This is a genomic window from Ramlibacter sp., assembly GCF_035548915.1.
GTDB lineage: Bacteria > Pseudomonadota > Gammaproteobacteria > Burkholderiales > Burkholderiaceae_C > Ramlibacter.
The window spans coordinates 140,956-167,598 of record NZ_DASZSE010000039.1; the positions used below are offsets into that span (position 1 = coordinate 140,956).

Genomic DNA, 26,643 nt, shown 5'->3' on the forward strand with positions numbered 1-26,643 from the left:
CTGAGTTTCCTTCCACGAAAACGGTCGGCGACGTCACCCCTGGAATCGACCACCGCCGGTGCCTGAGCAGCGCGGCAACGAGGGGGCGCGCCGCGCGAAGCACCGGGTGAACACCCCCGAAACGCGCGAGAAGCAGGCACACTGCCGCCAATCGACCATGGATTCGCCGCAAGCTCCGTTCCTGCTCGCACTCGTGGAGCGAACCGCGTTCGTCGGCACGTGGGAATTGCGCCTGCCCGAGCGGTCGCTGCGCTGGTCAGAGCAGCTCGCGCGCATCCACGCCGCGCCGCCCGGCTATGCGCCCGCGGCGGGCCGCGAATTCGACCATTTCGTCGAAGAGCACCGGCAGGCCATGCGCGACGCGGTGCAGGCCTGTGCCGAGCAGGGCGTGGCGTTCGACATCGAAGCGCAGATCGTGACGTTCGAAGGTCGCCGCTCATGGGTGCGCTGCGTGGGGCAGGCGCTGCGAGACCGCGAAGCGCGCATCGCGTGCGTCGCAGGCGTGCTGCAGGAAATCGCGCCGCCCGGTTACCCCGACGGAACGCTCTTGCGCCACACGGTGAGCATGGGCGGCGCCATGGGCAGCGGCGAGGCTTTCGCGACGATCGACCGCCACGGGCGCATCACCTACGTCAACGAGCAGGCCGAGCGCCTGCTCGGCCACACGGCTTCCGAGCTGATCGGGCGCAGCGTGTGGGGGCGCTTTCGCAAGCGCGCGCGGCTTGCGCTGGAGGAACAGTTCCGCCAGGCGCTGGCGCGCAACGCGCCGGTGGAGCTCGCGGAAATGGACGCGCGCATGAGCCACTGGCTCGAGCTGCGCGCGTATCCGTTCGGCGCGGGGCTTGCCGTGCATCTGCGCGACGTGACCGCGCGCCACAAGGCGCAAGAGCAGCTCATGCTGCTGCAAGGCAGCATCGCGCGGCTGAACGACATCGTGATCATCACCGAGGCCGGCCCCTTCGCGCATCCGGGGCCGCGCATCGTGTTCGTGAACGAAGCCTTCGAGCGCCGCACGGGCTACACGCGCGACGAAGTGCTGGGCCGCACGCCGCGCATGCTGCAGGGCCCGAACACGCAGCGCGCGGCGCTCGACCGCATCCGCGCCGCCATGGAGCAGTGGGAGCGAGTGCGGGTGGACCTCATCAACTACACCAAGGCGGGCGAATCGTTCTGGGTCGACCTCGACGTGTCGCCCGTGTGGGACCGCGAGCGCAAGCTCACGCACTGGGTCGCGGTGGGGCGCGACATCACCGAGCGCAAGACGGCCGAGGAGAAGATCCAGTACCTCGCGTTTTACGACCCGCTCACGCAGCTGCCCAACCGGCAGCTTCTCATGGAGCGGCTGCAGGGCGCGCTCGGCGCCTCCGTGCGCGAGGGCGCGCTCATGTTCATCGACCTCGACAACTTCAAGGTGCTCAACGACACGATGGGCCACCACAACGGCGACCTCCTGCTGCAGCAGGTGGCGCGGCGCCTGCGTTCGTGCGTCGCCAAGGGCGACCTCGTGGCGCGCCTGGGTGGCGACGAGTTCGTGATCCTGCTCACCGACCGCGACGACAAGCCGATCGCGGCGGCGCAGGCGGCCGAGGCCGTGAGCCGCCGCGTGCTGGCCGCGCTCGGCGAGCCTTACGTGCTGCCGGGGTGCCTGCACCACGGCACGTGCAGCATCGGCGTGACGCTCTTCGACGGTGAGGGACGGCCCACCATGAGCGAGTTGCTGAAGCAGGCCGACCTCGCGATGTACGAGGCGAAGCTTGCCGGCCGCAACACGGTGCGCTTCTTCGACCCGGGGATGCAGGCGCTCGCCAGCGCGAACGCCGCGCTCGCGAGCGACCTGCGCCTTGCCTGGCGCGACAAGGCGCTCGAGCTCGAGTACCAGCCGCAAGTCGGCGCGGACGGTCGCATGACGGGCGTGGAGGCGCTGCTGCGCTGGGACCATCCGCGGCACGGCCGCCTGGAGCCTTCGCGCTTCGTGCCGACGGCGGAAGACACGGGGCTCATCGTCCCGATCGGCCACTGGGTGCTGCAGGCGGCCTGCGCGCAGCTCGCGCAGTGGGCGAAGCGGCCCGACCGCGCCCATCTCTGCATCGCGGTGAACGTGAGCGTGCGGCAGTTCCGCCATCCGGATTTCGTCGACGAGGTGACGAACGCGATCCTGAAGTCCGGCATCGAGCCGCGCAAGCTCAAGCTCGAACTCACGGAGAGCCTGCTGGCCGACGGCATCGAAGTCACGATCGCGAAGATGGGCAGCCTGAAGGGCATGGGCGTCACGCTCTCGCTCGACGACTTCGGCATCGGTTACTCGGCGCTTTCGTACCTGAAGCGGCTGCCGCTCGATCAGCTGAAGATCGACCGCGGCTTCGTGAAGGACATCCTCACCGATGCGAACGACGCGGCGATCGCCCGCACGATCGTCGGGCTCGCGCACAACCTCGGGCTCGACGTGATCGCCGAAGGCGTGGAGACCGAGGCGCAGCGCGAGTTTCTCGCGCGGCTCGGCTGCGATCAGTACCAGGGCTACCTCTTCTGCGAGCCGCTGCCGATCGACCGGCTCGAAGCCTTCATGGATTCGCTCGCAACGGCGAGGTCTACACCGGAGCCATCTGCAGCGGCGAAGTGACGACCGCGCGCGGCAGCCGGATCGCGATGCGCTCGGGTGTACGCGTGACTTCCGTGCCTTCCGCGGCGGCGAGTGCCTGGACTTCGCTCCAGTCCACGAGCTGGCGCGGCGCGGTGCCGGAAGCGGGCGGGATCGTCGAATCGGGGTCGCGCGGGCGCGCCTGCCATCGAACCGAAACGACCGCGTGGCTCGCGCCGATTTCGCTTTCGATCACGAGCTCGCCCGTGTCGCGCGCCTCGTCCGCGAGCGTGAGAAGGGATGCGGCGAGAAGGTGCCGCAGCGCGCGGCGGCCGACTTCGAACTCGGTGGAGGCGACGTCGTCGACGATCGTGAAGCCGCGGAAGTTGAAGCTCGCGGCCAGCAGGCCCGCGCATTCGCGCACGCCCTCGTGCACCGCGACGCTTTCTTCCGGCGGACAATCGATCCAGTTGATGACCTTCAGACAGCCCGCGACCGCCTCGCGCGCGAGCCGGTTGAGCTTGCCGAGGTTCGCCTGCAGGTCCTGCGGGTTCAGAAGGCCGCGTTCCACGCGCGCGTTGAGCATCTCGGCAAGCATCGCGGCGGCCTGCAGATGCACGACCATGTCGTGCTTGAGCGCGGGCGCGACGCGCCTGAGCACCGCCTGCTCGGCCGCGTTGGCCATGCTCCTGGCGCGCGAGTTGCCCGCGGCGGGAGGGATGAGATCGATTGGGCGCTCTTCAGTTTCCACCTGTCCTGTTTCTGGCGGGCCCGCGAGAAAAGCTGTCAGGCCCGCGCGGGCGTGCCTGTAGGAAAAAGGGGAAAGGGCGAAGGAGGCGGCGTATGCTTTGCGCAATGAACAAGGCATTCACGCGCGAGACCGATGGCGCGGACGAGGAAGAGCTCGAGCTGCCGCCGCTGCCCTCGGGCGGCAGGAACTACATCACGCCGGCGGGCCATGCGCGCCTGCGCGCCGAGCTCCTGCACCTGATCGACGAGGAGCGTCCGCAGGTGGTGGAAGTCGTGCACTGGGCGGCGAGCAACGGCGACCGTTCGGAAAACGGCGACTACATCTACGGCAAGAAGCGGCTGCGCGAGATCGACCGGCGCATCCGCTTTCTCACGAAGCGCCTGGAGATCGCGGAGGTGGTGGACCCGTCGGTGCATCACGGCCGCGACCAGGTGTTCTTCGGCGCGACCGTGACCTATGCCGACGAGGCGGGCGAGGAACACACGGTGACGATCATGGGCATCGACGAGGCGGACAGCGCGCGGGGCGAGGTGAGCTGGGTCTCGCCGATCGCGCGGGCGCTGCTGAAGGCGCGCGAGGGCGACGTCGTGAAGCTCGTCACGCCCGTGGGTGTGCAGGAGGTCGAGGTGTTGAAGGTGGCGTATCCGCAGCCTGCGGGATAGCGGGCCCAGACTTTTGGTCTAGTGCCCCGGCTTGATGCGCCGAACGCGCATCACCGAAGCCTGCCGCTTCAGCGCGCGCAGGACGGATTCGAGATGCGCCCGATCGCGCACGCTGATGATGAAGCGCAGCTCCGTCGAGTCCTGCGCGCGCTCCTCGTCCATGTCCACGTGTGTGATGTCCGCCTCGGCGCTCGCAAGCGCCGCCGCCACGCGGGCGAGCACGCCCTTGCCGTTGGCCACGGTCACCTTGATGCCCGTTTCGAACTGGCGCACGGGCTCTTCCGCCCACTCGACGCCGATGAAGCGCTCCGCATCCTTGTGCTGCAGCCGCCGCGCCACCGCGCAATCCTCGGTGTGCACGACAAGGCCTTCGCCGCGCCCGAGGTAGCCCACGATCGCGTCGCCCGGCACCGGGCGGCAGCACGACGCGAACTGCACCGAGGCGTTCTCGCTGCCATCCAGCACCACCGCGCCCTGGAACACGTTTTCGTGCGCCGTGTAGCGCTCGCGGCTGATGAGAAGCGCATCGGGCTTCTCGCCTCGCTCCGCGAGCAGCGTGACGAGCCGCTTCGCGACGATGGTCGCGATGCGCTTGCCGAGGCCCAGGTCCGTGAGCAGTTCCGATCGCGTGCGGTTGCCCGTGAAGCGCAGCAGCTTTTCCCACACCGGCTGCCAATCCTCGTTGTCGGGCGGAAGGCGCCCGAGCCCCTCGGCACGCAACGCCTGGGCCAGGAGCTTTTCGCCGAGCGCCTGCGACTCCGCCTGCGCCATCGTCTTCAGGTGATGGCGGATCTTGGAGCGGGCGCGCCCCGTGCGCACGAAGGCGAGCCAGCCCGGGTTGGGCGTGGACACGGGCGCGGTCACCACTTCCACCATGTCGCCGTTGCCGAGCTCGGTGCGCAGCGGCACCTGCACGCCGTTGATGCGCGCGGCAACCGTGTGGTCGCCCACGTCGCTGTGGATCGCGTACGCGAAATCGACGACGGTCGCGCCGCGCGGCAGCGCGAGAATCTGGCTCTTCGGCGTGAAGACGTACACCGCATCCGGGAAGAGGTCGATCTTCACGTGGTCCCAGAACTCCGCGGCGTCGCGCGTCTCGTTCTGGATGTCCAGCAGCGACTGCAGCCACTTCGTGCCCAGGCGCTCCGTGCTCGGGTCGCCTTCGGGGTGGCTCGACTTGTAGAGCCAGTGCGCGGCCACGCCCGATTCGGCGACGAGGTGCATCGCCTCCGTGCGCAGCTGGAATTCGACGTTCACGCCCGAGGGGCCCACGAGCGTCGTGTGCAGCGACTGGTAGCCGTTGATCTTGGGGATCGCGATGTGGTCCTTGAACTTGCCGGGCACGGGCTTGTAGAGCTGGTGCAGCACGCCGAGCGCGGTGTAGCAGTCGATCACCTTCGGCACGATGATGCGGATGCCGTAGATGTCGGTGACCTGCGCGAACGACAGGTGCTTCTCGTCCATCTTGCGGTAGATCGAATAAAGCGTCTTCTCGCGGCCCTGGATGCTCACCTCCATGCCCGCGTCCTCGAACACCTGCTCGACGTCGCGCTGCACTTTCTGGATCAGGTCGCGCCGGCGGCTGCGGGCCTTGCCGACCGCCTTGGAGAGCGTGGCGTAGCGCCACGGCCGCAGATAGCGGAACGCGAGTTCCTGCAGTTCGCGATAAGTCTGGTTCAGCCCGAGGCGGTGCGCGATGGGCGCGTAGACGTCGAGCGTTTCGGAGGAGATGCGGCGCCACTTCTCGCGCGGCACGTCTTCCAGCGTGCGCATGTTGTGCGTGCGGTCGGCGAGCTTCACAAGGATCACGCGCACGTCGCGCGCCATCGCGAGCAGCATCTTCCTGAACGACTCGGCCTGGCTTTCCTCGCGCGTGTCGAACTGCAGCCGGTCGAGCTTGGTGAGGCCGTCGACGAGTTCCGCCACGGGCGGGCCGAACTTCTCGACGAGCTCTTCCTTCGTGACTCCGCAGTCCTCGATGGCGTCGTGCAGGAGCGCTGCCATGAGCGCCTGCGCATCGAGCTTCCACTCGGCGCATTGCGCGGCCACGGCGATCGGATGCGTGATGTAGGGCTCGCCGCTCGCGCGCATCTGGCCGAGGTGCGCCTCGTCGGCAAAGCGGTAGGCCCGGCGGACCTGATCGACTTCGCCGGGCTCCAGATAGTCGAGTCGCGCGGTGAGCGCGGCGAAGCTCGCGGCCGCGGCATTGGCGGCGGCGGGCGACGGCTGCGCCGCGACGGGGCGCTTGCTGCCGCGGCCGGAAGAGGGGGTGAGCACCGCGCTCATGGCTCAAATGTAGCGCGAGGCAGAAGAAAGCAGGCTTCGGAAGAGAAAAAGCACCGCATGGCGGTGCTTCGGGAGGGGGCCTGCGACGCTGTGCTCAGCCAGGCACTTTCTTCAGCATTTCCAGGCCGATCTTGCCTTCCGCGATCTCGCGCAGCGCCGTGACACCCGGTTTGTTCTTGGTCTCGATCTTGGGCGCGTGACCCTGGCTCAGCATGCGGGCGCGATAGGTCGCGGCCAGCACCAGCTGGAAACGGTTGGGGATGCGCTTCAGACAGTCTTCGACGGTGATACGGGCCACGAATGATTTCCTCAAAAGATGCCGAGGGCCTGGAAAGTGCCGGCCAGTGCGCGGCGCTGGGAAGAGAACTTGAGCCGCTGGGCGTGAACGATCGCTTTCAGGTCGAAAAGCGCCCGCTCGAACAGATCGTTGATTATAACGAAATCGAATTCCTTGGCCTGAGCCATCTCCTCGGCCGCGTTCTGAAGGCGCACCTCGATCATCTCGGGCGAGTCCTCGCCGCGCCGTTCGAGCCGCGCACGCAGTTCGTCCCAGCTCGGAGGCAGCACGAAGATCAGCACCGCGTTGGCGAACGCGCGGCGAATCTGAAGCGCGCCTTGCCAGTCGATTTCGAGGATCACGTCCGCGCCCTGCGCGATGCGCTCCTCGATCGAGCGCTTCGAGGTGCCGTAGCGATAGCCGTGCACGTGGGCCCATTCCACGAATCCGTCGGCCGCGACCAGCGCATCGAACGCAGCGTCCGCGACGAAGTGGTACTCGCGCCCGTGCTTTTCCTGGCCGCGCGGCGGCCGGGTGGTGTGGGACACCGAAGGCTTCACGCGGGAGTCGAGCTCCAGCAGGGCCTTCACCAGGCTCGACTTGCCCGCGCCGCTGGGCGCCGCGACCACGAACAGGTTACCGGGATAATCCATCCAGCAATTCTCTTTGGCTTCCTGAAGCGATTATCCCTTGCCGCGCACGATGCCCGCAGCTCGCATCTTCCACTCGATCTCGTTGCACCCGATGGTGGGCATGGTCTGCGGTATCGCGCAGCCCACCGTGCTCGCGCGCGCGGAACTCGACCCCGCCCTGCCGCTCGACTGGTCGGGCGCCGATGCCGCGCTCGAGCCGCTCCTCGAGGAGCCGCTGGCCTCCCGCCCCGAGCCGCAGGACGCGGTCGCGCGATTGGTGCGCCGCCTCGCGCATGTGCAAGGCGCCGTGCAGCGGCAGCTGAAGGTGCCGGTGTTCGGCGAGGGCCGCATCGTCGAGCGGCGCCTCGTCGAGCCGGGGCGCCACGTGCGCGTGGTGATCGCGCTGCCCAGCCACACGCCGCAGGCGAGCGCGGCGGCGCTGGAATTCGCGCGCATCGCGCTCGAACTCTTCGCGCAAGGCGCACCCGATGCGAGCCAGAAGGTGCAGGATGCGCTGAAGGAGTGCAACGCCGAGCTGCGCAAGCATTCCCTGGCGGGCATCAATCAGCTTCACTTCCTGCGCTCGGCCCATGAAATGGGCGTGCCTTGCACGCGGCTCACGACCGAAGCGTACGCGTTCGGCCACGGGGTGCACACGCGGCGGCTCAGGAGTTCGATCACCGACCGCACTTCCTCGATGGCGGTGGCGCTCGCGCGCAGCAAGTGGCAAACGGGGATGGTGCTGCGCCGCTTCGGCATCCCGGTGCCGCAGCACGTGCTCGTGCGAAGCGCCGACGAGGCCGTGGAAGCGGCCGCGCGGCTCGGCTATCCCGTCGTGGTGAAGCCCGACGACCAGGAGCAGGGCCACGGCGTTTCGGCCGGGCTGCGCGACGAAGCCACCGTGCGCGCGGCTTTCGAGGCGGCCCGCAAGGCCTCCCAGCAGATCCTGCTCGAAAAGCACCAGGAAGGCGACGACTACCGCGTCACGGTGTTCCAGGGCAAGGTGGTGAAGATACTGCAACGCCGCGCAGGGGGCGTCACGGGCGATGGCACGCACGACGTGGCCGAGCTCGTGCGCCGCGAACTGCTCACGCCGCGCTTTCAGCGCTCCTATCGCCAGACCGGCCGCTGGACGCTCACGCTGGACGAGGAGGCGCTCGGCCTCGTCGCGGAGCAGGGGCTCACGCCATCTTCCGTGCCCGAAGCGGGGCGATTCGTCACGCTGCGGCGCAAGGCGAACGTGAGCTCGGGCGGCATCCAGATGCTCGTGCCGGTGGACCGGTGCCACCCCGACAACCGCGCGCTGGCCGAACGCGCATGCCGGGCGCTCGGGCTCGACCTGTGCGGCGTGGACCTCATCATCCCCGACATCGCCACGTCGTGGCTCGACACCGGCGCCGCGATCGTCGAGCTGAACGCGCAGCCGCAGATCGGCTGGGTGCACGGGCCCGAGGCGTACCCGCGCATCCTGCGCGAGATGCTGCAGGGGCGCTGGGACATCCCGCTGTACCTCGCGGTCTGCGAGCCCGCCCGGATTCCCGCCACGCTCGCCGGCTTGCGGGCGCTCTTCGACGGCTGCGACGTGAATGCCTTCGCCTCGCCGCATGGCGCCTGGATCGACGGCGAACGCGTGGCGGCCGAATCCGGCAGCGGGTTCGATGCAGCCTGCGCCGTGCTGCTCGACACCGAAGTGCGGGGCGCCGCCTGCGTGATGAGCATCGACGAAATTTCGCGCACCGGCCTGCCCGCGCCGCGATTCGACCGCATCGAATGGCGCTGCCCCCCGGCGCTCGGCCCGCAGGCGCAGCGCCCGTGGGACGTGATGCGCGACCTGGCCGCGGGCCATTCGCGCGAAGCTGCAACGGCGGGCGTCGAACCCGTGCCCGGCGCATGAGCACGCCGCCGCTGCCCGAAAGCGCCGCGATGAGGGCGGGAGATAGCCGTCGCGTGCTCGCGCTCGCGCTCGACGCGCCGAGCCCGCGGCTGCTCGAACAATGGATCGCCGAAGGGCTGCTGCCGAACCTGCGCGCGCTCGCGAAGCGCAGCCTCGTGATGCCGATCCACTCGCAAAAGCAGCACAGCAACGAGCATGCCTGGGTGCCCGTCTTGACGGGCCGGGGCCGCGCGCGCTGGGACCACTGGCTCGACCGGTGGCGGCCCGAGGCGTACTCGTTCGAGGAAGCGTCGCTCTTCGACTGGATTCAGGCGCCGATGTTCTATGCGCTCGGCTCGCGCCGCCGCGTCGTCGCGTTCGATCTCGCGGCGCCCGTGGTGCCGGGGGTCGAAGGCGTGCAGGTGACGGGCTTCGCGGCCGAGTTGAACGAGTCGTTCCCCCAATCCGATCCGGGAGCGCTCATCGACCGGCTCGTGGCGCGCTACGGGATCGATCCGAAGACAGGCGATGCGCAACGCACGGTCAACGCGGTGTCCGGGCGCGAGGGCGTTTCGTGGACCGTGCCGTGCGCGTACGACGTTCCCCGCATGCGCGAATTCTCGCATGCGCTCGTCCGCTCGGTCGAACGCCGCACCGCCGCCTGCCTCGAGCTGATGCGCGAAGAGCGCTGGGACCTCTTTGTCGCGGGGTATTCCGAAGTTCATACCGCGGGCCACATCCTGTGGCACCTGAGCCAGCCCCATCCGCTGCAGGTGTTGCGCGAGGCGGGCGAGCCCGATCCGCTGCTTGCGGTCTACCGCGCGGTGGACCGCTCCGTGGGCGAGCTCGTGCGGGCGGCCGGGGCCGAGTCCGTCGTCTTCTTCACGCTCGATGCCACCGTGACCGACAGTCTGGAGAACACGCGCGTGATGTTCCTGCCCGAATTCCTCTACCGCCGCCGGTTCGGGCGGGCCGCGCTCGCCGAAGGCGACGCGAGCCGCCCGCCGCCGCCTCCACGGCTCGACTACCGCGAACACTGGAAGCACGAGATCTGGCGCCTGCGCACGGCGTGGGGCGAGGCCGATCTCGAATCGCCTGCGCTTCAGCAGTCGCGCGGCGATCCGCTCGGCTGGTGTCCGGCCAACTGGTACCGGCCGCTCTGGCCGCGCATGGAAGCGTTCGCGCTGCCGAGCGTGGCCGACGGCTACGTGCGCCTCAACGTGCGCGGTCGCGAGGCGCAAGGCAGAGTCGACCCGGCGGACTTCGCGGTGCTTTCCGAGCGGCTCGCAGCCGAAATCTCCACGCTCGTGAACGCGCGAACGGGCGAGCCGATCGTGCGCGAAGTCGTGCGCGTGCGCAGCGACCCGTTCGACGCCGACCCGAAGAAGCCGCCGGCCGACCTCATCGTCGTGTGCCGCGAGGACGGGCCGGTGGACGTGGTCGACTCCCCGCTCGTGGGCCGCATCGGGCCCGTGCCCTATTTCCGCACGAGCGCGCACCAGTCGCATGGCGCGCTGCTTGCCAATCACCTGTACGTGAGCGGGCCGCGCGCCGGCGCGCCGCGCGTGCGGACCGGGCCGGGCCGCCTCGAAGACGTGCCCGCCACGATCCTCGAGCTGCTCGGCGTCGAGCGTCCGCCCGGTTTCGACGGAGTCAGCGTTCTCGCATGAAGAAGATCCGCGTCGCGCTGCACCGATTCGCACACGACTCCAGCCTGCCGCAGCGCGACGGCGTCAACCTCGCGCACCTGGAGATCAACTCGCTTCTGGAGTCGCCCTCGGCCGAGGGGCTGCAAGTCGAGTTCCACGATTTCGATCGCGTGGTGCGCGATGACGCCCATGCGCGCGAAGTGCTCGCGGGCGTGGACTGCGTGCTCGCCAACGTCGGCCCGCACGCGCACTACTATCACGAACTGCGCGACCGGCTCGCCCTGCGGTTCCGGATCGTGCGCGACATCCGCACGGCGCTCTGGAGCTGCTACCTGCTGCAGGAGGCGCTGTGCGAGCCCTACCTGCGCGAAGGCGACGTGCTGCTCGCGCTTTCGAACTATTCGCGCTCGCTCACGCGCCGGCTCTTTCCGCACCTCGAGGCGCACCCGGTCTGCGTGTTCGAACCCCTCATGGTGGGCGCCTCCCCCCGGCCGCGCAAGCCCGCGCCGCAAGGCGTGGTGACGCTCGGACACGTGGGCCGTCTGTCGCGGGACAAGAACTTCCCGCAGATGGTGGACCTGCTCGTGGAACTCGACGCGCACGAGCCCGGGCGTTACCGGCTGGTGGCGTGCGGCGCGGTGCATTCGCCCGACTGCGAGCCGGCACTCGTGGCCGAAGACATCCGCGCGCGCACCGGCCGCGCCGGCCTCTTCACCTACATTCCGCCGCTGCCGCACGAGGAGGTGCTGGAGCTCTTCGACCGCTTCGACTGGTTTCTCTTCTTCTCGACTTCCAACATCGAGACCCTGGGGCGGGTCGTTCTGGAGGCGAACTACCGGGGCGTGCCCGTGCTCGCCGCGGACCACGCCGCGACAGCCGAACTGCTGGCGCCTTCCTCGCTTTTGCCAGTCGAGTATCACGGCGAAGTGTTCCATTCGCACTTCGATGCGCCGCTCGGCCGCGTGGACATCGCGCGGGCCGCGGACATCATCCGGCAGCGCAGGATGCCCTCGGCGCCGCCCGTTGCGAAGGTGAATCGCCTTTCCGTGCTGCTGGAGGCGATCGCCGGCCGCGCGAAGCCCGAGAACGAGCCCCTGCAGGCGGGCGCGCGCGGCTTCATCGAGCGGCTGCGCTGGTCCGATCTGCCGCGCTATCGCGGCGTCGCGCAGGCACGGCCCGTGATCGGCGAACTGCGCGAATGGTTCTGTGCGCTCAATGGCAAGCGGTCATCGCGGTTTGACGAGCGGCTGCGCGAGCTCGAGCGGCGTTCGCGCTTTCCCGAACGCACGCGCCGCTTCGTCGGCGCGTCGCAGCACACGCTGTGCGACTTCACGAACCTGGGCGGGTTCGACATGGAACTGTGCAACATCGCGGGCTTCCACCCGCGGTTCTGGCTGGAGCCGCGGGGGTAGGGCGGGGCACGGGCTACTCGAGGTTCTGGACCTGCTCGCGCATCTGCTCGATGAGCACCTTCATGTCCACCGAAATGCGAGTGAGCTCCAGCGCGGCGGACTTGGAGCCGAGCGTGTTGGCTTCCCGGTGCAGTTCCTGAATGAGGAAGTCGAGGCGCTTGCCGATGTCGCCGCCCTTTCGGATCAGCCGTTCGATTTCGTCCAGGTGCGCGGCGAGGCGCGTGAGTTCCTCGGCGACGTCGATGCGGATCGCGAACGCGGTCGCCTCGGTCAACGCGCGGTCCTGAGCCGCCTCGGGCGTGGCCGAGCCTTCGGCGAGGTGCATCGCCTCCTTCCAGCGTTCGAGGAAGCGCTGCCGCTGCTGTTCGACCAGCTGCGGCACGAGCGGGCGCGCCTGCTGCGCGAGTGCGCGCAACTGCGCGAGGTGGGCGAGCAGCATGCCGGCCAGCCGCTCGCCTTCGCGTTCGCGCGCGGCCAGCAGTTCTGTGAGCACTCGCTGCGCGAGCTCGGTAAGCGATGTCCCCCAGTCGATGTCGCCTCCGGCCTCGGCCGCGCCCAGGCGCAGGATCTCGGCCACCGAGAGCGCCTGCGCATCGGGCAGCCACCCGCGCACGGCGTCCTGCACCGAGGACAGGCGCTGCAGCATGCGAACGGAGGGTTCGCGCACGCTGTCGCCGTCGGAGCTTTCGAGAGACACGCGCACTTCGACCTTGCCCCGTTTGAGGCGGGCCGTCAACAGCTCGCGCAGCTGCGGCTCCCAGGCCCGCAGTTCGTCGGGCAGGCGAAACGCGAGGTCCAGGAAGCGGCTGTTGACGGAGCGGATCTCGATGCCCAGACGCACGGCAAGCGGCCCGCGTCCTTCGCCCGCTTGCGAGGGGCTTTGCTGCGCGCTCGCGTAGCCGGTCATGCTGTAAACTGGCATGGAGGTCCTTGGGGGCTGGCCCCGTTGTGGGATTTCGAGAAGGATGACGAGAAGCGGCTGCGAGATCGATCGGCTTCGTATGGGCGACCCCGAAACTCCTTAAATTATGTCAAAGGTGAAACCGGCTCCGCTGCCGCCCGATACCGTGATCGGCGGCTACCGGGTCGTGCGCAAGCTTTCCGCCGGTGGATTCGGGGTGGTCTACCTTGCCGTGGACAACGAAGGCCAGCAAGTCGCGATCAAGGAATACCTTCCCTCGTCGCTCGCGACGCGCGCACCCGGGGAGCTGCTGCCGCAGGTCGCGGCCGAGAAGCTTTCGCTCTATCGCCTGGGTCTCAAGAGCTTCTTCGAGGAAGGCCGCTCGCTTGCCCAGATCTCGCACAGCTCGGTGGTGAGCGTGCTCAATTTCTTCCGCGAGAACGAAACCGTCTACATGGTGATGAACTACCTGGAGGGCGCGACCCTGCAGGACTTCATCATCACCGCGCGCGAGCTGAAGAAGCAGAAGGTGTTTCGCGAGTCGACGATCCGCTCGCTCTTCGACGAGATCCTGCGGGGCTTGCGCATCGTGCACCAGCACAAGATGCTGCACCTGGACATCAAGCCCGCCAACATCTTCATCACCGACGACAACCGCGCGGTGATGATCGACTTCGGCGCGGCGCGCGAAGTGCTGTCGAAGGAAGGCAACTTCATCCGCCCCATGTACACGCCCGGGTTCGCCGCGCCCGAGATGTACCGCCGCGATTCGTCGATGGGCCCGTGGACGGACATCTACGCGATCGGCGCGTGCATCTATGCGTGCATGCAAGGCTACCCGCCCAACGACGCGCCGCAGCGGCTCGAGAAGGACCGGCTCGCGCTCGCGCTCTCGCGCCTGCGCGGCATCTATTCCGACAACCTGATCGAGGTCGTGGAGTGGTGCATGTCGCTCGATCCGCTGTCGCGTCCGCAGTCGGTGTTCGCGCTGCAAAAGGAGCTGAGCCGCGAAGGCGAGCGCCGCTACACCAAGCTGAGCGTGGGCGAGAAGATGCGGCTGCAGTTCGACAACATGGTGTCGGACACCAAGAAGAGCATGCGCCGGGCCACGGGGTTCGGCGGGGCGAAGGCCCGCTGACCATCGAGCGACATGAAATTCTCCGTCTTCCAGGTGAGCCGCAAGGGCGGGCGAGAAAAGAACGAAGACCGCATGGGCTACTGCTACACGCGGGAGTCGGGCCTGTTCCTGCTCGCCGACGGCATGGGCGGCCATCCGGAAGGCGAGGTCGCCGCGCAGCTCGCGCTGCAGACCATCAGCGCGCTCTACCAGAAGGAAGCGCGGCCGGTCGTGCGCGACGTGGCGGAATTCCTCACGACTTCGCTCATGGCGGCGCATCATCAGATCATCCGCTACGCGAGCGAGCGGGGCATGCTCGATACACCGCGCACGACGCTCGTGGCGTGCATCGTGCAAGGCACTCACGCGACGTGGGTGCACTGCGGCGATTCGCGCCTGTACGTGATCCGCCACAACGAACTGCTCACGCGCACGCGCGACCACTCCTACCTGGAGCAGCAAAGCGCCGGCGTGATCCGCATGGACCGGATCAACCGCAACATCCTCTTCACGTGCCTCGGCTCGCCCACGAAGCCGGTGTTCGACGTGACGGGGCCGGTGCCGCTGCAGCAGGGCGACCGCATCATGCTGTGTTCCGACGGCCTCTGGAGCGGCCTGTCGGATGGCGACATCGTGCGGCATCTCGCGACCAAGCCGGTCGCCGAATCCGTGCCGGACATGGTGGAGGATGCGCTGCGCAGCGGCGGCGACCATTGCGACAACGTGACGGTGATCGCGATGGAATGGGAAACGCCCGACTCGTTCGAGTCGACCAAGGGCATTTCCACCGACAGCATTTCCGACGGCGTGTTCGCCTCCACCATCCAGGCGGGTGTGCTCGACACGCTGGTGGACGATCTGGACGATGCGGCGATCGAACGGTCGATTGCGGAGATCAACGAGGCGATCAAGCGGTCTGCGGGGCGGAAGAGCTGAGGGCTCCCTGTTTTCACCGCAGAGGCGCCAGTTCACCGCAGAGGCGCAGAGGGCGCAGAGGGCCGCAGAGTTTCTTTTGAGATTTCTCTGCGGCCCTCTGCGGCCTCTGCGCCTCTGCGGTGAGCGACGGCCCCGGATCGGTCACAATCCCACGATGAGTTTCCAGCGCACGAACGACCGCGCCGCCGACCAACTGCGCCCTGTGCGCATCACGCGCGGCTTCACCATCCACGCCGAAGGCTCCGTGCTCGTCGAGTTCGGCGAAACGCGAGTGCTGTGCACCGCGAGCGTCGAAGACAAGGTGCCGCCGCACAAGCGCGGCAGCGGCGAAGGCTGGGTCACCGCCGAATACGGCATGCTGCCGCGCGCGACGCACACGCGAGGCGACCGCGAAGCCGCGCGCGGCAAGCAAAGCGGCCGCACGCAGGAGATCCAGCGCCTGATCGGGCGCAGTCTTCGCGCCGTGTTCGACCTGAAGAAGCTCGGCGAGCGCACCATCACGCTCGACTGCGACGTGCTGCAGGCCGACGGGGGCACGCGCACGGCGGCCATCACGGGCGCGTTCGTCGCGGCGCAGGATGCAGTGGCGACACTGCTGCGCGCGGGCAAGCTCGCGGAGTCGCCGATCGGGGACTCCGTGGCCGCGGTGTCGGTCGGCATCGTGGAAGGCACGCCGATGCTCGACCTGGAATACGTGGAGGACGTCGCGTGCGACACCGACATGAACGTGGTGATGACGGGCGCGGGGCACTTTGTGGAAGTGCAGGGCACGGCCGAGGGCGCGCCGTTCACGCGGCAGGAGATGGACCGGTTGCTGAGGCTCGCGGAAAAGGGGATTGCCGAACTCGTCGGCTTGCAGCGCGCGGCCTTGTCCGCGTGAAGCCGCATCGGCGGCTTCGCGCGTTGCGCCGGGTCGTCGTCCGCGCTCCCCCTTCTTGGAAATGACGAAATGATCTCGAAGATCGTCCTCGCCTCCAACAACAAGGGCAAGCTCGCCGAGCTGCGGATGATGTTCGCGCCGCTTCGCATCGAACTCGTCGCGCAATCGGCGCTCGGCATCTCCGAGGCCGAGGAGCCGCACCGCACCTTCGTCGAAAACGCCATCGCGAAGGCGCGCCATGCCGCGCGCGAAAGCGGCCTGCCCGCGATCGCCGACGACGCGGGGCTGTGCGTCGATGCGTTCGGCGGCCTGCCCGGCGTGGACACCGCCTTCTACGCCACCCGGTTCGGCTACCCGAAGGGCGACGGCAACAACGTGCGGGCGCTCCTCGAGCAAATGCGTGACATCGACAACCGCCGCGCCGCGCTCGTGAGCACACTCGTTGCGATGCGCGCGCCCGACGATCCCGAACCGCTGATCGCGCAAGGCCGCGCCGAAGGCGAGATCGCGCGCCAACCCGCCGGCGAACACGGCTTCGGCTTCGACCCCGTCATGTTCATCCCGCGCTTCGGCTGCACCTTCGCGCAACTGCCGCCCGAGGTGAAGAACGCCAACAGCCATCGCGGGCAAGCCGCCCGCCGGATGGTGGAGCTGATCCGCGACAGGTGGCTGGCGGTCTGATGCACGACATCTCGCACTACCTGCGCCCCGGCCTGCTGCAGCTCGCCGCGCTGCCGCCGCTATCGCTTTACGTGCACCTGCCGTGGTGCCTGCACAAGTGCCCCTACTGCGACTTCAATTCGCACGAGATGAGGCCGCACGAGCTGCCCGAAGAGCGCTATCTCGATGCGCTGCGCGCCGACCTCGAATCCGCCTTGCCCCTCGTCTGGGGCCGCCCCGTGCACAGCATCTTCATCGGCGGCGGCACGCCGAGCCTCTTTTCGCCGCGCGGGATCGACCGGCTTCTCGGGGACGTTCGCGCGCGCCTGAAGCTCGCGGCCGATTGCGAGATCACGCTGGAAGCCAACCCCGGGACTTTCGAGAAAGACCGCTTCCGCGCGTTTCGCGACGCGGGCGTCACGCGGCTGTCGATCGGCGTGCAAAGCTTCAACGACGCGCATCTGCGCGCGATCGGCCGCGTGCACGACGGCAGGCAGGCCATCGCCGCCGCCGAAGAAGCGGCGCAGGCCTTCGACACCTTCAACCTCGACCTGATGTACGCGCTGCCCGGGCAGACGCTCGCGCAGCTCGAAGAAGACGTCGCGCAGGCGCTCTCGCTCGCGCCGCCGCACCTGTCGATCTACCACCTCACGATCGAGCCGAACACGCTGTTCGCGAAATTCCCGCCGCAGCTTCCCCCCGAGGATCTCGCCTTCGCGATGCTCGATCGCATCACCGAGATGACGCAGCCCTGCGCGCTCGAGCGCTACGAGGTCTCCGCCTATGCGAAGCCGCGGCATCGCTGCCGGCACAACCTCAACTACTGGGAATTCGGCGACTACCTGGGCATCGGCGCGGGCGCGCACAGCAAGCTCAGCTTTCCGGGCCGCATCGTTCGCCAGGTGCGCAACCGCGAGCCGCGCCTTTTCATGGACAACGCCCTCGCAGGCAACGCGGTGGCGCAGGACGAGGAGGTGAAGCGCGCCGAGCTGCCGTTCGAATTCATGCTGAATGCGCTGCGGCTGAAGGAGGGGTTCGCCACGACACTCTTCTTCGAACGCACGGGGCTTGCCCTGAGCGCAATCGAGGCGCCGCTGCGCGAAGCGCAGGCCCGAGGTCTGATCGAGCGCGACGTCGCGCGGATTGCGCCGACGCAGCGCGGCTTCGATTTCCTGAGCGATCTGCAGGCGCTGTTTCTCGCATAGCCGCCGCAGCCCCCGGGTGGCCCGCCTGCTGCCTACCCCGGCCCGCCGGCGAACGAGGAAGCGTCGGAATCGAGCGCGCGCGCGTCACCCGGCAGCGTGGGCGCGGTGCCGATGGATTCCTGCCGGCCCGGGTCGGGCTGCGTGGGCGCCATGGCGGGCGGCCCCGGCGGCGGATGCAGCGAAGGCGGCGAGGGCAGCGAAGGCGGCTCCGCCACCGCCATGTTTCTCACCGGGTCGCGCATCAGCTCCTGCAGCGCTTCCTCCAGCAGCCTGAGCACTTGCTGCGCGTCGCGGGCGTCATCCGGCACGAGCGCGCAAGCGATCTTCGGCTTCACCTGCATGCCCTGGGGCAGCCCGCCGATCGGGCCGATGCAGCGCGCGATCACCTTGGCGCAGAATGCGCGCGCACGCGACACCGCAAGCGGGCCTTCGATCAGCAGGCCGAAACGCGAATCGCCCAGCCGCGCGAGCGTGTCGACGTTGCGCAGCATCGACGTGAGCCGGTCGCTCAGGCGCAGCAGGAGCTCGATCGCGCGGCGGCGCCCGAATTCGCGCCGCAACTCGTCGTAGTTGCTGAAATCGAGCACCGCCACGAGGCTGCGATGGCCGAAGCGCGAGGCTTCGTCGATCGTCGAGCGCACCTTCAGCGCGAACACCGCATCGTTGACGAGACCCGTCATCGGGTCGATCTCGGCCAGCTGCGCGATGCGGCGCCGATGGTCGCGCCGCTGCTGGCTGCGCAGCGCGAGCAGCAGATAGCTGGCCGAAGCCGAGAGACCGAGCGAGGCGACCGCGGGCGTCGAATCGAGCCATCGCATCGACACCTGCAAAAGCGCCAGCGCGTATGCGGGCAGCGCGAGCATCATCGGCGCGAGCGCGAGCAGCAACCGGGGCGCGAAGGGGTTGCCGTGGCGGCGGCTCCACAGGGTGAGCGCGATCACCGCGCCCGCTGCCACGACGGCCAGCGCGAGCGCGAGCGCGAGCCGCGCGACGCCGCCCATCGCGAGCAGCGACAGCGCTCCGAGCGCGAAGCAGCCCGCGAGCGCCAGCACGAGCGCGAACAGGCGCGGCGCGCGATCGCGCAGCAGGAGCGACTCCGCAACGAAGACGATGAGCGGCGCGAGGCTCGCGAGCGCGAGCACATAGGGCGCATTGTCGTTCCACACCGGATTGCGCGGCCACAGGTGCAGCCCCGCGACGCCGACGGCGGCCATCAGCGCGAGCGACGCGGCGGCGGCCCACACGCCGAACCAGAAGTAAGCCATGTCGCGCAGCACGGCGCTGGTCGCGAGCGCGAAGAGGGCGCCCATCGCGAGCAGCCCGAAGCACACGCCATAGATGAGCGACTGGCGCTGCACTTCGACGGTGAGCTCGCCGTCGCTCACGAATTCGATGGGTGCGGCAAACCCCTCGCTCGCGCGGATCGCGAGCATGTACCAGCTCGGCTCCGCCGCCGAGATCGCCAGCGGCAGCACGGGGTGCAGGTGAGGAATCGGCCAGCGCGCGACGGCGACGGCGTCGCCGCTCGCCTGCAGCGTCCAGCCCCCGTCGGCCGTCTGCGTGTACAGCAAGGCGCTGTCGAGCCCGGCGATCGGCAGCAACAGATACCAGCGGCTGTCATCGGGCGTCGCGGGCACCGCGAACTTGATCCACAGCACTTCCCCGGGCCTCAGGCGGTAGGCGGGTGGCACGAGGGTCGGCTGGAAAGCGCTGCCGCGCGAGAGCACCTGCCGCAGAGTGAGGGTGCCGTCGGGGTCGATGTAGTAGTCGCCCCAGTCGAGCAGCCGCGCGGGTTGATGCTCGATGTCGAGGTCGAGAATCTGGCGCGCCCACGCGGGCGCCGCGGCGAGCAGCAAGGCCGCGAGCACAACGACAGCGGCGTGACGCAACTGCGGCATGAAGTACGCGGCACCTCCCGGTTGGCATGATCGCACCGAGGCGCGGCGAAAGCTACAGCTTCTGAGTGCGCGGATTGCGCAGCACCCGCATCATCCGCAGGGCGTCGATGCGCCCTTCGTAGTAGCCGGGCACGGTGAGCGTTTCACCGAAACCGAGACGCCGGTAGAAGTGGCGGGCGGCTTCGTTGTCGGCCCTCAGTTCGAGGTGAACGGAAGCGATGCCCGCGACAAGCGCGGACTCCAGCAGCCATTCGACGAGGCGCCGACCGATGCCCGCACGCCGCAGCCGCGGCCGCACGGCCAGCAGCAGAAGGTGGGCGCGTTCGTCTCCGAAAGACATCACGGCGAAGCCTTGCACGAGCGCGCCGTCGTCGGCAACGAGCGCGATCGTCTCGCGGTCGGCAATCAGCCGGGCGATGCGTTGCGGCGAATAGCGCGGCTGAAGGCCCGGCTCGATGTATTCGCGCGTCATCGCCGAAAGCAATTGCGCATCGGCCGCGCGGGCGATGCGCAGGATGAGGGCGTCATTCGGCATGGAATTTCGTTCGTGAGTGTCTATCGCAAGACGTGGTTCAGGCAATGATGCCATTGTCGACTCGAACCTGCGGTCCGAGTGACTTGCGGGGTCGTCGAGACCGTCGGCCCGGCTTCAGGTCGAGCGCCCCGTGGCCTTGGCCTGGCGCGGCCCCGAAGCCGCCGGATTCGGGCTGGCGTCGATCGCGGTGAGCGTCATCAGCATGTCGGCATACCACGCGCAGTTCAGGCCGAGCGACTCGTCCTGCTCCTGATCGCGCGTGCCGACGTCCATGCGCGAGGAGTGCACGCCGAGCAGCACCCAGGGCATCGCGCCCGTGTCCGCCGGGCGCCGCATGAGGACGGGCGAGCCGCTGGAGCCGCGATGCAGCCGGCCGTCGGTGAGAAAGTATCCCTGGCCCTGAAAGCGCACGCCGAACGCCGACGAGACAATCGCGTGGCGCACCACGGGCAGGTGGTGCACCGTGTCGTAGAAGCCGAGCGGAAAGCCCACGACCAGCAGGGGCTCGCCCGCGGCCACGCCGGACTCGGGGATGCGCAGGTGCTCGGGCCGGAAAGGCCGGATCGCCGCTTCGCCTCCGATGGCGTCCGGATGCAGTTCGATCACCGCGACGTCGACTTCCCCTTGAGAATCGACTCCCTGGCGCCACACGGCGCGTTCATCGGCGTACAGAGGCACCGAGAAGAGCGCCGTTCGCGTGAGATTGCGCTCGTCCAGATGCAGCGTCAGTTCGACACGATCCGGAAAATGGCCGCTTGCCGGATCGTGCAGGACGTGACGGCTCGTGACCGCGTAGAGCCGGCCGTCGCGTTCGAAGAAGAAAGCCGTCGCGCCGGTGAGCGATTGCCGGCCGCGATAGGTCGCGATCCGGGTCGTGCTCAAAAACAGAGCGTCCGTCATGTCCGGCGCGAATCCCCTTCAGCGGCCGCGCTTGGGCTTTCCGCTGCGCAGGGGCCCGACGAGCCGGCGCATCCACCACAGCAGCAGGACGGCCACCAGAGAGGTCCCGACAGCCAGCGTGAGCGAGCCCATGGAGATGTCCGCGGGCGCGGCCCGGACGCCGCCCCTGAACAGGGCCGAGATGAATTCGCCCCCGGCGAATGAGCCGAAGATGCCCACGGCCATCGTCTCCAGGAAGACGATGCGGTCGGCAGAGGGTTTGAGCAGGGTTGCGATCCAACTCACGGCTGCGCCGATGACAAGCCAGACGGCGACGTGGATGGATTCGATGATTGCACTCCGGGGCTGCCGTTGCGAAGCGCAACGCCCGCACATCATGCACCGCCTTCGCGCGCTGCCCGAACTTTATTTGCTGCCGGGGTGCGGCGGCGCTGCAGCGCCGCGCCGGCATCGTCACGCGCTGTGTTGCCCGAGGAGAAACGCGACAGACGGTCCGCGCGGGAGAGGTCGATGAACTAACATGGCCGATGCCCGAACGAATGAGAGCCGCCGTGAATGCGTGGCGCGCTGCGGACAAGCTCGCGACGCAGGCCGAGGCGAGAGTGTCGGCGATGTTCGATGCTCACTTCAAGGACGGTCATCCCGAGCCTTCGGCGGAGGTGCAGGCGCATGCGAAGGCACTGCGCCGAAAGACGGACGATCTGCTCATCAGCGTATTGCGCGCGTCGCGGGTGGACGAGCAAACGCCCCCGCAGGGATGAGCTCGGTTCGTGAAGCCTCGATGTGCCTGGCGGAAGAGGTGAGATTCGAACTCACGGATGGTTTCCCATCGCTGGTTTTCAAGACCAGTGCAATCGACCGCTCTGCCACTCTTCCCGCAACGGTTTTTTCAGCACCCCCCGGCGCCTTCAGCCACTCGCAGCCACGGTTTGCCGGGGGATGATCCGATTCTAGTTCGTCCGGATCGAGAAGAGCCGCGCATTGTTGATCGCATAGACCGCGCCATCGGCGCCGATCACCGTGGGTGTGTAGGCCTCCCCGATCCCGCTGGACAGGCGAATCGACTGGCTCAGCGTGTTCGTCGAGAGATCCCACCGGTAGAGCACGCCGTCCTCGGCGCCCGCGAGCAGCGAGTGACGCGCGGGGTCGGCGGCCATCGTGTTGATGCACCACTCCTTGCGCTCGCTCGCGCCCGGCGACTCGGGCGTCGGCGCAAGCACGGTGATCACCTCGCGCATCACGGCGACGCCCGAGCCGACCGTATCCGTCTGGCTCGCCTTCGGGTCGAGCACGGCCAGGCGATTCAGGCCGTCGCCGGTGCCGACGTCCTCGTAGTTGTTGTACTTGAGCGCGAGCAGGTAGGCGGACGTGCCCGAATAAAGCGGCACCATCGACGCCGGGATCACGCTCGGCGTCACGTCCCAGCCGAAACTCCCGGGCACTCCCGCGGCATGCAGCTGCGCGTCGAACTGCAGCAGCCAGCCGCGGCCGTTGTGCGTGGCGAAGCTCGCTTCGAGCACGCCGAAGAAGACGCGCCCATCGGGCCCCACGGCGGGCGATGACGTGCCGTTGTCGCTCACGCGCGCGGGCACGCCCGACAGCGGGTCGGTGAGCGCCACTTTCGCCTTCGTGGCGAGCGTGGTGCTGTCGAGCGCGAGGAGGTAGCCGGTCTGGATCTGTCCCTGCGGCGGGTCCGTGTTCACCGCGACGTAGAGCGTCGAGCCGTCCGCCGACAGCGCGGGCGCGCTATTCATCGCGGGCTTGCTGATCGCGGTATCGCCGCTCGCCGCCGCGGCCGAGACCCAGGTGCCGCTGCCGTCGGCCGCCACGCGCGCGATGCCGCTCGCGAGACCGGCGGCGGTCGCGCCCTTCGCGATGAAGCCGAAGAAGACGTTGCCGTTCGCATCGGCCACGAGCGGCGTGTCGATGAAGACCTTCTGGTTGTAGCTGGCCGGATCGGCGTTGTACGCGGCAGCGCCGTAGAAGACGATCGGCTGGAACGTCGCGCCCGCGGACTCGGCGTTGTCGCGCATGAGGAGCTTGCCGCCGGCGCCCGGCGCGTAGAGGCGGCCCGAGGACGTGAGCACGACGTTGTAGCTCGGCACCCAGGTGTGGCTGGGCATCACATAGTCGGTGGCCGCGGACCACCAGACCCCGCCGTCCAGGCCGGAACGCGCCTCGACGCGAAAGCCGCCGGTCGCGCCGGTCTTCACCGGGATCACGATCGTGTTGTGGCTCGTGACGACGGGCGAGCCGTAGTGCGCGAGCAGCGCGCCGCCGGACGTGTACTGCGGCGCCTCGTCGACCGGCGTGGACCACGTGATGCGCCCGAGATCCTGCGAGGCGATCGCACTCACGGCGGTGTGCTGCGCGTCGCGGCCGAAGCCCCACCATGCGGGCCCGTCCGGACCTGCAACGGGGCCGCCGGGGGTGCCGCCACCGCCGCCGCCACCACCACCGCCGCCGCAACCGGCCAGCGCGGCAGCAATAACGAGGGCGAGGGCGAGGGCGAGGGCGAGGACACGATGGGAATGAACGCGGCTCATGAGGCCAGCAGCATACGCCGTTCGGTCTGCGAAATGACCTGCCGTGAGCAGCGATCAGCCGACGGCGTCCTACGCAAGCTCCAGGCGCACGCGTGCTAGCTTCGTTGCTCTGCGTGAGCGCATCGCCCAGCACGACCGAAGATGGAAGCGGAATGGATCGACCAGCTGCAGTGGCCCGCGATGGCGGCGACCTTGCTCGCCGCCTGGCTCGTGGGTTCGCGGCACGCCGCGCTGCGCAACTGGGGGTTCTGGACCTTTCTCGGCAGCAACGCGCTCTGGATCGCATGGGGCCTGCACGACCACGCGTTCGCGCTGGTCGGACTGCAGGTCGGGCTTGCCGCACTCAACATCCGGGGCGCGCGCAAGGCCAGGGAAGCCGAATCGCATCCCGAGGCCGACGGCTGAAGCGGTGCCTTGCTCACGCCGCGGTGAGCAGCCCCTTGCGTTCGATGAATTCCACCACTTCGCCGACCCCGCTGCCCTTCTTGAGATTCGTCATCACATAAGGTTTGTCGCGCCGCATGCGCTTCGTGTCGGCCTCCATCACGCCGAGGTCGGCGCCGACGTAGGGCGCGAGATCGGTCTTGTTGATGACGAAGAGATCGCTCTTGGTGATGCCCGGCCCGCCCTTGCGCGGGATCTTCTCGCCGGCCGCGACATCGATCACGTAGATCGTGAGGTCCGACAGCTCGGGGCTGAAAGTCGCGGCGAGGTTGTCGCCGCCGGACTCCACGAACACGATGTCCGCATCGGGAAAGTCGCGCAGCATGCGGTCGATCGCCTCGAGATTGATCGACGCGTCCTCGCGGATCGCCGTGTGCGGACAGCCGCCGGTTTCCACGCCCATGATGCGCTCCGCGGGCAGCGCGCCGCTCACGGTGAGGAGGCGCTGGTCTTCCTTCGTGTAGATGTCGTTGGTGATCGCGATGAGGTCGTAGCGGTCGCGCATCGCCTTGCACAGCATCTCCAGCAGCGTCGTCTTGCCGGAGCCCACCGGGCCGCCGATGCCCACGCGCAGCGGCGGCAGTTTCTTGGCGCGAGCGGGGATGGCGTGCGGCGTGTTCATGAGCGGAAGAGGCGGGAGTATTGCGTCTCGTGACGCGAGGACAGGATGGCGAGCATGGGGGCGAACGATTGGCGGTCGGCATCCTGCAGCGCAAGCGCATGATCGACGGCCGCGGGAATCTCCCGGGCGAGACGAGCGAGGATGCGCTGGCCGGCCGCCTGGCCGAGCGGCACCGCCTTGATCGCGGACTGCATCATGTTTTCGGCCCAGGAGAAGGCGAAGGCCAGCGCGATCTCGCGCACGCTCGACGTGCAAGGCGATGCCGCCAGCGCGAACGCGACCGGATAGGTGAGATCGTCCTGCGGGGCGAGGACGAGTTGCGCGAGCGAGCGGCCCATCTGTTCGCTCTGCAGCTTCGATTCGCTCGTCTCGCGCGTGCGGCGCACCCACGTGTCGAGTTCGCGGATCGTGCCGGAGTCGGCGGTGCGCCAGGCCTCCACCGCGCGTGCGACCACCGCCATGTCGGACCGCGCGAGCACGAGATGCAGCTGGTCGGCAAGCCATGCGCCCGCCTGTTCCTCGTTCGCGACGAGTCCCGCGTCGACGGCCGCTTCGAGGCCTTCTGAATAGGAGAAGCCACCCACCGGCAGCGCGGGCGAGGCGAGCCACAGCAGCCTCAGAAGCGCGGCGTCAGTGGTGATGGTGGCCGCCGTGGTCGTGGTCATGGTCGTGCCCGTGATCGCCGTGCGAATGCCCGTGATCGTGAGTGCCGTGCGTGCCGTAGGCGCCGCCTTCCGGCTCGAAGGGCGCTCGCGTTTCGTTCACGACGAGATGCAGGTTGCGCAGCATGTCCGCGAGCACGTGGTCGGGCTCGATCTTCAGGTGATCCGCCTTCAGTTCGACGGGTACGTGCCGGTTGCCGAGGTGATAGGCCGCGCGCACGAGGTCGAACGGCGTGCCGCAGTCGCCCACGTGCGTGACGATCATCACGGGCTGCGCCGCGGCAACGACGCGAACGAGCGAGCCGTCCTCGGCCACGAGCACGTCGCCGCCGCGCACGACGGTGCCGCGCGCAAGGAACACGCCGAGCGTGCGGCCCTCGGAATCGGTCGCGTCGAAACGGCTTTTCTGCCGCACGTCCCAGTCGAGTTCGACGCAGGCGGCCCGCTTGAGCAAAGCGGAGGCGAGCCCCCGGCCCTGCGGAAGAAGCTTCGTCACGTGGATCATGCGATCGTCTCCAGCAGGAACTTGCTGCGGCCGTGGATGCGGTACGTGGAGAAGTCCCGCACGTCCAAGGTCGCGATGTGGTGGATGCCGCTTTGCTCGGCGAGCCAGACAAGCGACGCGTCGGCCCAGTCGGGGCCGAGGTCCGCGTACTTGCGCAGGATGGCCGCGATCCGGCGGTACGCCGCCGAGTCATGGTGATGCACGACCACCTTGCCGACCTCCACAAAGTCGGCGACCGCGGCGCGCTGCCGGTGAGGCAGGAAGAACGCGGTTTCCGTGAGCACCGCTTCCACCGTGTGCAGGCGCGCGCTCGAGGCCGCGAGCCAGCGCATCGCGTCGTCGTGACCGGGCGCGCTTTCGTCCAGCAGCGAGACGAACACGCCTGTATCCAGCAGCACGCCTGCCCGCGTGGCGGCCCTCAACGGGGCCTCTTCAGACGCTCGAGGATCTTCCTGCGCACGACATCCTTCGTCGCGCTCACGCCGTCGCCGCTGAAGCAGCCGATCAATCCCGCCTTCTTCAGCGCGCGGTACGTGTCGCTCACCTTGCCGTCGCCGAGCTTCTTGCCGGTGCCGGCGGAGCTCACGATGTAGGCGGCCAATGCCTCCTGGACCACGTGGCTCTTCGTCACGCCGTGCGAGGCGCTGTATTTCTCCAGGGCGTCCTCGAGAGGTTCGGGCAGGCGGACGGTCAGTGTCATGCGGCAATTGTA

At 68.6% G+C, this 26,643-nt stretch carries 27 protein-coding genes and 1 tRNA gene; 12 read left to right on the forward strand and 16 right to left on the reverse strand.

Annotated elements, in window-relative coordinates:
- Positions 1-106 precede the first annotated feature (106 nt).
- Entirely contained in the window at positions 107-2,620 is a 2,514-nt protein-coding gene (locus tag VHA82_RS14825) for a putative bifunctional diguanylate cyclase/phosphodiesterase (protein WP_325545009.1), read from the forward strand.
- On the opposite strand, the gene VHA82_RS14830 is transcribed toward VHA82_RS14825, so the two are convergent.
- Positions 2,589-3,329, reverse strand: coding sequence for a hypothetical protein (locus tag VHA82_RS14830; RefSeq protein ID WP_325545011.1), 741 nt, complete (start codon positions 3,327-3,329; stop codon positions 2,589-2,591). The genes VHA82_RS14825 and VHA82_RS14830 overlap by 32 nt on opposite strands.
- A 104-nt stretch (positions 3,330-3,433) precedes the next feature.
- Here VHA82_RS14830 and greB point away from each other — a divergent pair, with 104 nt between their 5' ends.
- Positions 3,434-3,991 carry a transcription elongation factor GreB gene (greB, locus tag VHA82_RS14835; RefSeq protein ID WP_325545013.1) on the forward strand — a complete coding sequence of 186 codons (558 nt, stop codon included), beginning with the start codon at positions 3,434-3,436 and terminating at the stop codon, positions 3,989-3,991.
- 18 nt (positions 3,992-4,009) lie between these two features.
- On the opposite strand, the gene VHA82_RS14840 is transcribed toward greB, so the two are convergent.
- From VHA82_RS14840 to gmk, 3 genes are all read right to left on the reverse strand, one after another.
- Positions 4,010-6,277: a bifunctional (p)ppGpp synthetase/guanosine-3',5'-bis(diphosphate) 3'-pyrophosphohydrolase gene (locus VHA82_RS14840; RefSeq protein WP_325545014.1), complete on the reverse strand. Its 2,268-nt coding sequence runs from the start codon at positions 6,275-6,277 to the stop codon at positions 4,010-4,012.
- A gap of 94 nt (positions 6,278-6,371) precedes the next feature.
- Complete coding sequence (gene rpoZ, locus VHA82_RS14845) at positions 6,372-6,575, reverse strand: DNA-directed RNA polymerase subunit omega (protein ID WP_325545015.1); 204 nt, start codon at positions 6,573-6,575, stop codon at positions 6,372-6,374.
- Between the two features lie 11 nt (positions 6,576-6,586).
- Entirely contained in the window at positions 6,587-7,207 is a 621-nt protein-coding gene (gmk, locus tag VHA82_RS14850; RefSeq protein WP_325545016.1) for a guanylate kinase, read from the reverse strand.
- A gap of 49 nt (positions 7,208-7,256) precedes the next feature.
- Here gmk and VHA82_RS14855 point away from each other — a divergent pair, with 49 nt between their 5' ends.
- Genes VHA82_RS14855 through VHA82_RS14865 form a run of 3 tightly spaced genes read left to right on the forward strand, consistent with a single transcriptional unit; the run spans position 7,257 to position 12,120 of the window.
- Positions 7,257-9,080 (forward strand): acetate--CoA ligase family protein, encoded by a 1,824-nt coding sequence (locus VHA82_RS14855; RefSeq protein ID WP_325545017.1) that lies wholly within the window; start codon positions 7,257-7,259, stop codon positions 9,078-9,080.
- Positions 9,077-10,729 carry a hypothetical protein gene (locus tag VHA82_RS14860; RefSeq protein WP_325545018.1) on the forward strand — a complete coding sequence of 551 codons (1,653 nt, stop codon included), beginning with the start codon at positions 9,077-9,079 and terminating at the stop codon, positions 10,727-10,729. The genes VHA82_RS14855 and VHA82_RS14860 overlap by 4 nt, the downstream gene beginning before the upstream one ends.
- Positions 10,726-12,120, forward strand: a complete 1,395-nt coding sequence (locus VHA82_RS14865; protein WP_325545019.1) for a glycosyltransferase — start codon at positions 10,726-10,728, stop codon at positions 12,118-12,120. Before VHA82_RS14860 ends, VHA82_RS14865 begins: the two co-directional genes overlap by 4 nt.
- 13 nt (positions 12,121-12,133) lie before the next feature.
- On the opposite strand, the gene VHA82_RS14870 is transcribed toward VHA82_RS14865, so the two are convergent.
- Positions 12,134-13,027, reverse strand: coding sequence for a YicC/YloC family endoribonuclease (locus VHA82_RS14870; RefSeq protein ID WP_414708667.1), 894 nt, complete (start codon positions 13,025-13,027; stop codon positions 12,134-12,136).
- Positions 13,028-13,148: 121 nt separating this feature from the next.
- Between VHA82_RS14870 and VHA82_RS14875 the strand changes: the two genes are divergently transcribed.
- The 5 genes from VHA82_RS14875 (at position 13,149) to hemW (ending at position 17,819) form a co-directional block, all read left to right on the forward strand.
- Positions 13,149-14,159, forward strand: coding sequence for a serine/threonine-protein kinase (locus tag VHA82_RS14875; protein WP_325545021.1), 1,011 nt, complete (start codon positions 13,149-13,151; stop codon positions 14,157-14,159).
- Between the two features lie 12 nt (positions 14,160-14,171).
- Positions 14,172-15,074, forward strand: coding sequence for a PP2C family serine/threonine-protein phosphatase (locus tag VHA82_RS14880; RefSeq protein WP_325545022.1), 903 nt, complete (start codon positions 14,172-14,174; stop codon positions 15,072-15,074).
- 154 nt (positions 15,075-15,228) lie between these two features.
- Complete coding sequence (gene rph, locus VHA82_RS14885; protein WP_325545023.1) at positions 15,229-15,954, forward strand: ribonuclease PH; 726 nt, start codon at positions 15,229-15,231, stop codon at positions 15,952-15,954.
- Between the two features lie 69 nt (positions 15,955-16,023).
- Positions 16,024-16,635 (forward strand): RdgB/HAM1 family non-canonical purine NTP pyrophosphatase, encoded by a 612-nt coding sequence (gene rdgB, locus VHA82_RS14890; protein ID WP_325545025.1) that lies wholly within the window; start codon positions 16,024-16,026, stop codon positions 16,633-16,635.
- Entirely contained in the window at positions 16,635-17,819 is a 1,185-nt protein-coding gene (gene hemW, locus VHA82_RS14895; RefSeq protein WP_325545027.1) for a radical SAM family heme chaperone HemW, read from the forward strand. The genes rdgB and hemW overlap by 1 nt, the downstream gene beginning before the upstream one ends.
- A 32-nt stretch (positions 17,820-17,851) precedes the next feature.
- Here hemW and VHA82_RS14900 read toward each other — a convergent pair whose 3' ends face one another.
- The 4 genes from VHA82_RS14900 to VHA82_RS14915 form a co-directional block, all read right to left on the reverse strand.
- Positions 17,852-19,717: a sensor domain-containing diguanylate cyclase gene (locus VHA82_RS14900; protein WP_325545029.1), complete on the reverse strand. Its 1,866-nt coding sequence runs from the start codon at positions 19,715-19,717 to the stop codon at positions 17,852-17,854.
- A gap of 52 nt (positions 19,718-19,769) precedes the next feature.
- Complete coding sequence (locus tag VHA82_RS14905) at positions 19,770-20,252, reverse strand: GNAT family N-acetyltransferase (protein ID WP_325545032.1); 483 nt, start codon at positions 20,250-20,252, stop codon at positions 19,770-19,772.
- Between the two features lie 114 nt (positions 20,253-20,366).
- Entirely contained in the window at positions 20,367-21,134 is a 768-nt protein-coding gene (locus VHA82_RS14910) for a serine protease (RefSeq protein WP_325545034.1), read from the reverse strand.
- Between the two features lie 36 nt (positions 21,135-21,170).
- The gene (locus VHA82_RS14915) at positions 21,171-21,437 is read right to left on the reverse strand and encodes a hypothetical protein (protein WP_325545036.1); all 267 of its coding nucleotides are present in this window, start codon (positions 21,435-21,437) and stop codon (positions 21,171-21,173) included.
- A 266-nt stretch (positions 21,438-21,703) separates the two neighbouring features.
- Here VHA82_RS14915 and VHA82_RS14920 point away from each other — a divergent pair, with 266 nt between their 5' ends.
- Entirely contained in the window at positions 21,704-21,913 is a 210-nt protein-coding gene (locus VHA82_RS14920) for a hypothetical protein (RefSeq protein ID WP_325545038.1), read from the forward strand.
- A gap of 27 nt (positions 21,914-21,940) precedes the next feature.
- On the opposite strand, the gene VHA82_RS14925 is transcribed toward VHA82_RS14920, so the two are convergent.
- A tRNA-Ser gene (locus tag VHA82_RS14925) sits at positions 21,941-22,028 on the reverse strand.
- A gap of 74 nt (positions 22,029-22,102) precedes the next feature.
- The gene (locus VHA82_RS14930; protein WP_325545040.1) at positions 22,103-23,698 is read right to left on the reverse strand and encodes a hypothetical protein; all 1,596 of its coding nucleotides are present in this window, start codon (positions 23,696-23,698) and stop codon (positions 22,103-22,105) included.
- Between the two features lie 141 nt (positions 23,699-23,839).
- Between VHA82_RS14930 and VHA82_RS14935 the strand changes: the two genes are divergently transcribed.
- Positions 23,840-24,103 (forward strand): hypothetical protein, encoded by a 264-nt coding sequence (locus VHA82_RS14935; RefSeq protein WP_325545042.1) that lies wholly within the window; start codon positions 23,840-23,842, stop codon positions 24,101-24,103.
- Between the two features lie 13 nt (positions 24,104-24,116).
- On the opposite strand, the gene ureG is transcribed toward VHA82_RS14935, so the two are convergent.
- The 5 genes from ureG to VHA82_RS14960 are packed head-to-tail and all read right to left on the reverse strand — an operon-like array spanning position 24,117 to position 26,631.
- Complete coding sequence (gene ureG, locus VHA82_RS14940; protein WP_325545045.1) at positions 24,117-24,764, reverse strand: urease accessory protein UreG; 648 nt, start codon at positions 24,762-24,764, stop codon at positions 24,117-24,119.
- Positions 24,761-25,429 (reverse strand): urease accessory protein UreF, encoded by a 669-nt coding sequence (locus VHA82_RS14945; protein ID WP_325545047.1) that lies wholly within the window; start codon positions 25,427-25,429, stop codon positions 24,761-24,763. Before VHA82_RS14945 ends, ureG begins: the two co-directional genes overlap by 4 nt.
- A complete protein-coding gene (ureE, locus tag VHA82_RS14950; protein ID WP_325545049.1) occupies positions 25,395-25,931 on the reverse strand; it encodes an urease accessory protein UreE in 537 nt (178 codons plus the stop codon). Before ureE ends, VHA82_RS14945 begins: the two co-directional genes overlap by 35 nt.
- Entirely contained in the window at positions 25,928-26,353 is a 426-nt protein-coding gene (locus tag VHA82_RS14955) for a type II toxin-antitoxin system VapC family toxin (RefSeq protein WP_325545051.1), read from the reverse strand. Before VHA82_RS14955 ends, ureE begins: the two co-directional genes overlap by 4 nt.
- On the reverse strand, positions 26,350-26,631 hold the full coding sequence (locus tag VHA82_RS14960) for a ribbon-helix-helix domain-containing protein (protein WP_325545053.1): 282 nt from the start codon (positions 26,629-26,631) through the stop codon (positions 26,350-26,352). Before VHA82_RS14960 ends, VHA82_RS14955 begins: the two co-directional genes overlap by 4 nt.
- Positions 26,632-26,643 lie beyond the last annotated feature (12 nt).

Coding starts and splice junctions, on each gene's coding strand:
- VHA82_RS14870 (WP_414708667.1), bottom strand. CDS start 13,027: ATGACCGGCTACGCGAGCGCGCAGCAAAGCCCCTCGCAAGCGGGCGAA.
- VHA82_RS14865 (WP_325545019.1), top strand. CDS start 10,726: ATGAAGAAGATCCGCGTCGCGCTGCACCGATTCGCACACGACTCCAGC.
- VHA82_RS14935 (WP_325545042.1), top strand. CDS start 23,840: ATGGAAGCGGAATGGATCGACCAGCTGCAGTGGCCCGCGATGGCGGCG.
- rdgB (WP_325545025.1), top strand. CDS start 16,024: ATGATCTCGAAGATCGTCCTCGCCTCCAACAACAAGGGCAAGCTCGCC.
- hemW (WP_325545027.1), top strand. CDS start 16,635: ATGCACGACATCTCGCACTACCTGCGCCCCGGCCTGCTGCAGCTCGCC.
- VHA82_RS14880 (WP_325545022.1), top strand. CDS start 14,172: ATGAAATTCTCCGTCTTCCAGGTGAGCCGCAAGGGCGGGCGAGAAAAG.
- VHA82_RS14930 (WP_325545040.1), bottom strand. CDS start 23,698: ATGAGCCGCGTTCATTCCCATCGTGTCCTCGCCCTCGCCCTCGCCCTC.
- VHA82_RS14900 (WP_325545029.1), bottom strand. CDS start 19,717: ATGCCGCAGTTGCGTCACGCCGCTGTCGTTGTGCTCGCGGCCTTGCTG.
- rph (WP_325545023.1), top strand. CDS start 15,229: ATGAGTTTCCAGCGCACGAACGACCGCGCCGCCGACCAACTGCGCCCT.
- VHA82_RS14875 (WP_325545021.1), top strand. CDS start 13,149: ATGTCAAAGGTGAAACCGGCTCCGCTGCCGCCCGATACCGTGATCGGC.
- VHA82_RS14905 (WP_325545032.1), bottom strand. CDS start 20,252: ATGCCGAATGACGCCCTCATCCTGCGCATCGCCCGCGCGGCCGATGCG.
- VHA82_RS14855 (WP_325545017.1), top strand. CDS start 7,257: ATGCCCGCAGCTCGCATCTTCCACTCGATCTCGTTGCACCCGATGGTG.
- greB (WP_325545013.1), top strand. CDS start 3,434: ATGAACAAGGCATTCACGCGCGAGACCGATGGCGCGGACGAGGAAGAG.
- ureE (WP_325545049.1), bottom strand. CDS start 25,931: ATGATCCACGTGACGAAGCTTCTTCCGCAGGGCCGGGGGCTCGCCTCC.
- VHA82_RS14840 (WP_325545014.1), bottom strand. CDS start 6,277: ATGAGCGCGGTGCTCACCCCCTCTTCCGGCCGCGGCAGCAAGCGCCCC.
- gmk (WP_325545016.1), bottom strand. CDS start 7,207: ATGGATTATCCCGGTAACCTGTTCGTGGTCGCGGCGCCCAGCGGCGCG.
- ureG (WP_325545045.1), bottom strand. CDS start 24,764: ATGAACACGCCGCACGCCATCCCCGCTCGCGCCAAGAAACTGCCGCCG.
- VHA82_RS14860 (WP_325545018.1), top strand. CDS start 9,077: ATGAGCACGCCGCCGCTGCCCGAAAGCGCCGCGATGAGGGCGGGAGAT.
- VHA82_RS14960 (WP_325545053.1), bottom strand. CDS start 26,631: ATGACACTGACCGTCCGCCTGCCCGAACCTCTCGAGGACGCCCTGGAG.
- VHA82_RS14945 (WP_325545047.1), bottom strand. CDS start 25,429: ATGACCACGACCACGGCGGCCACCATCACCACTGACGCCGCGCTTCTG.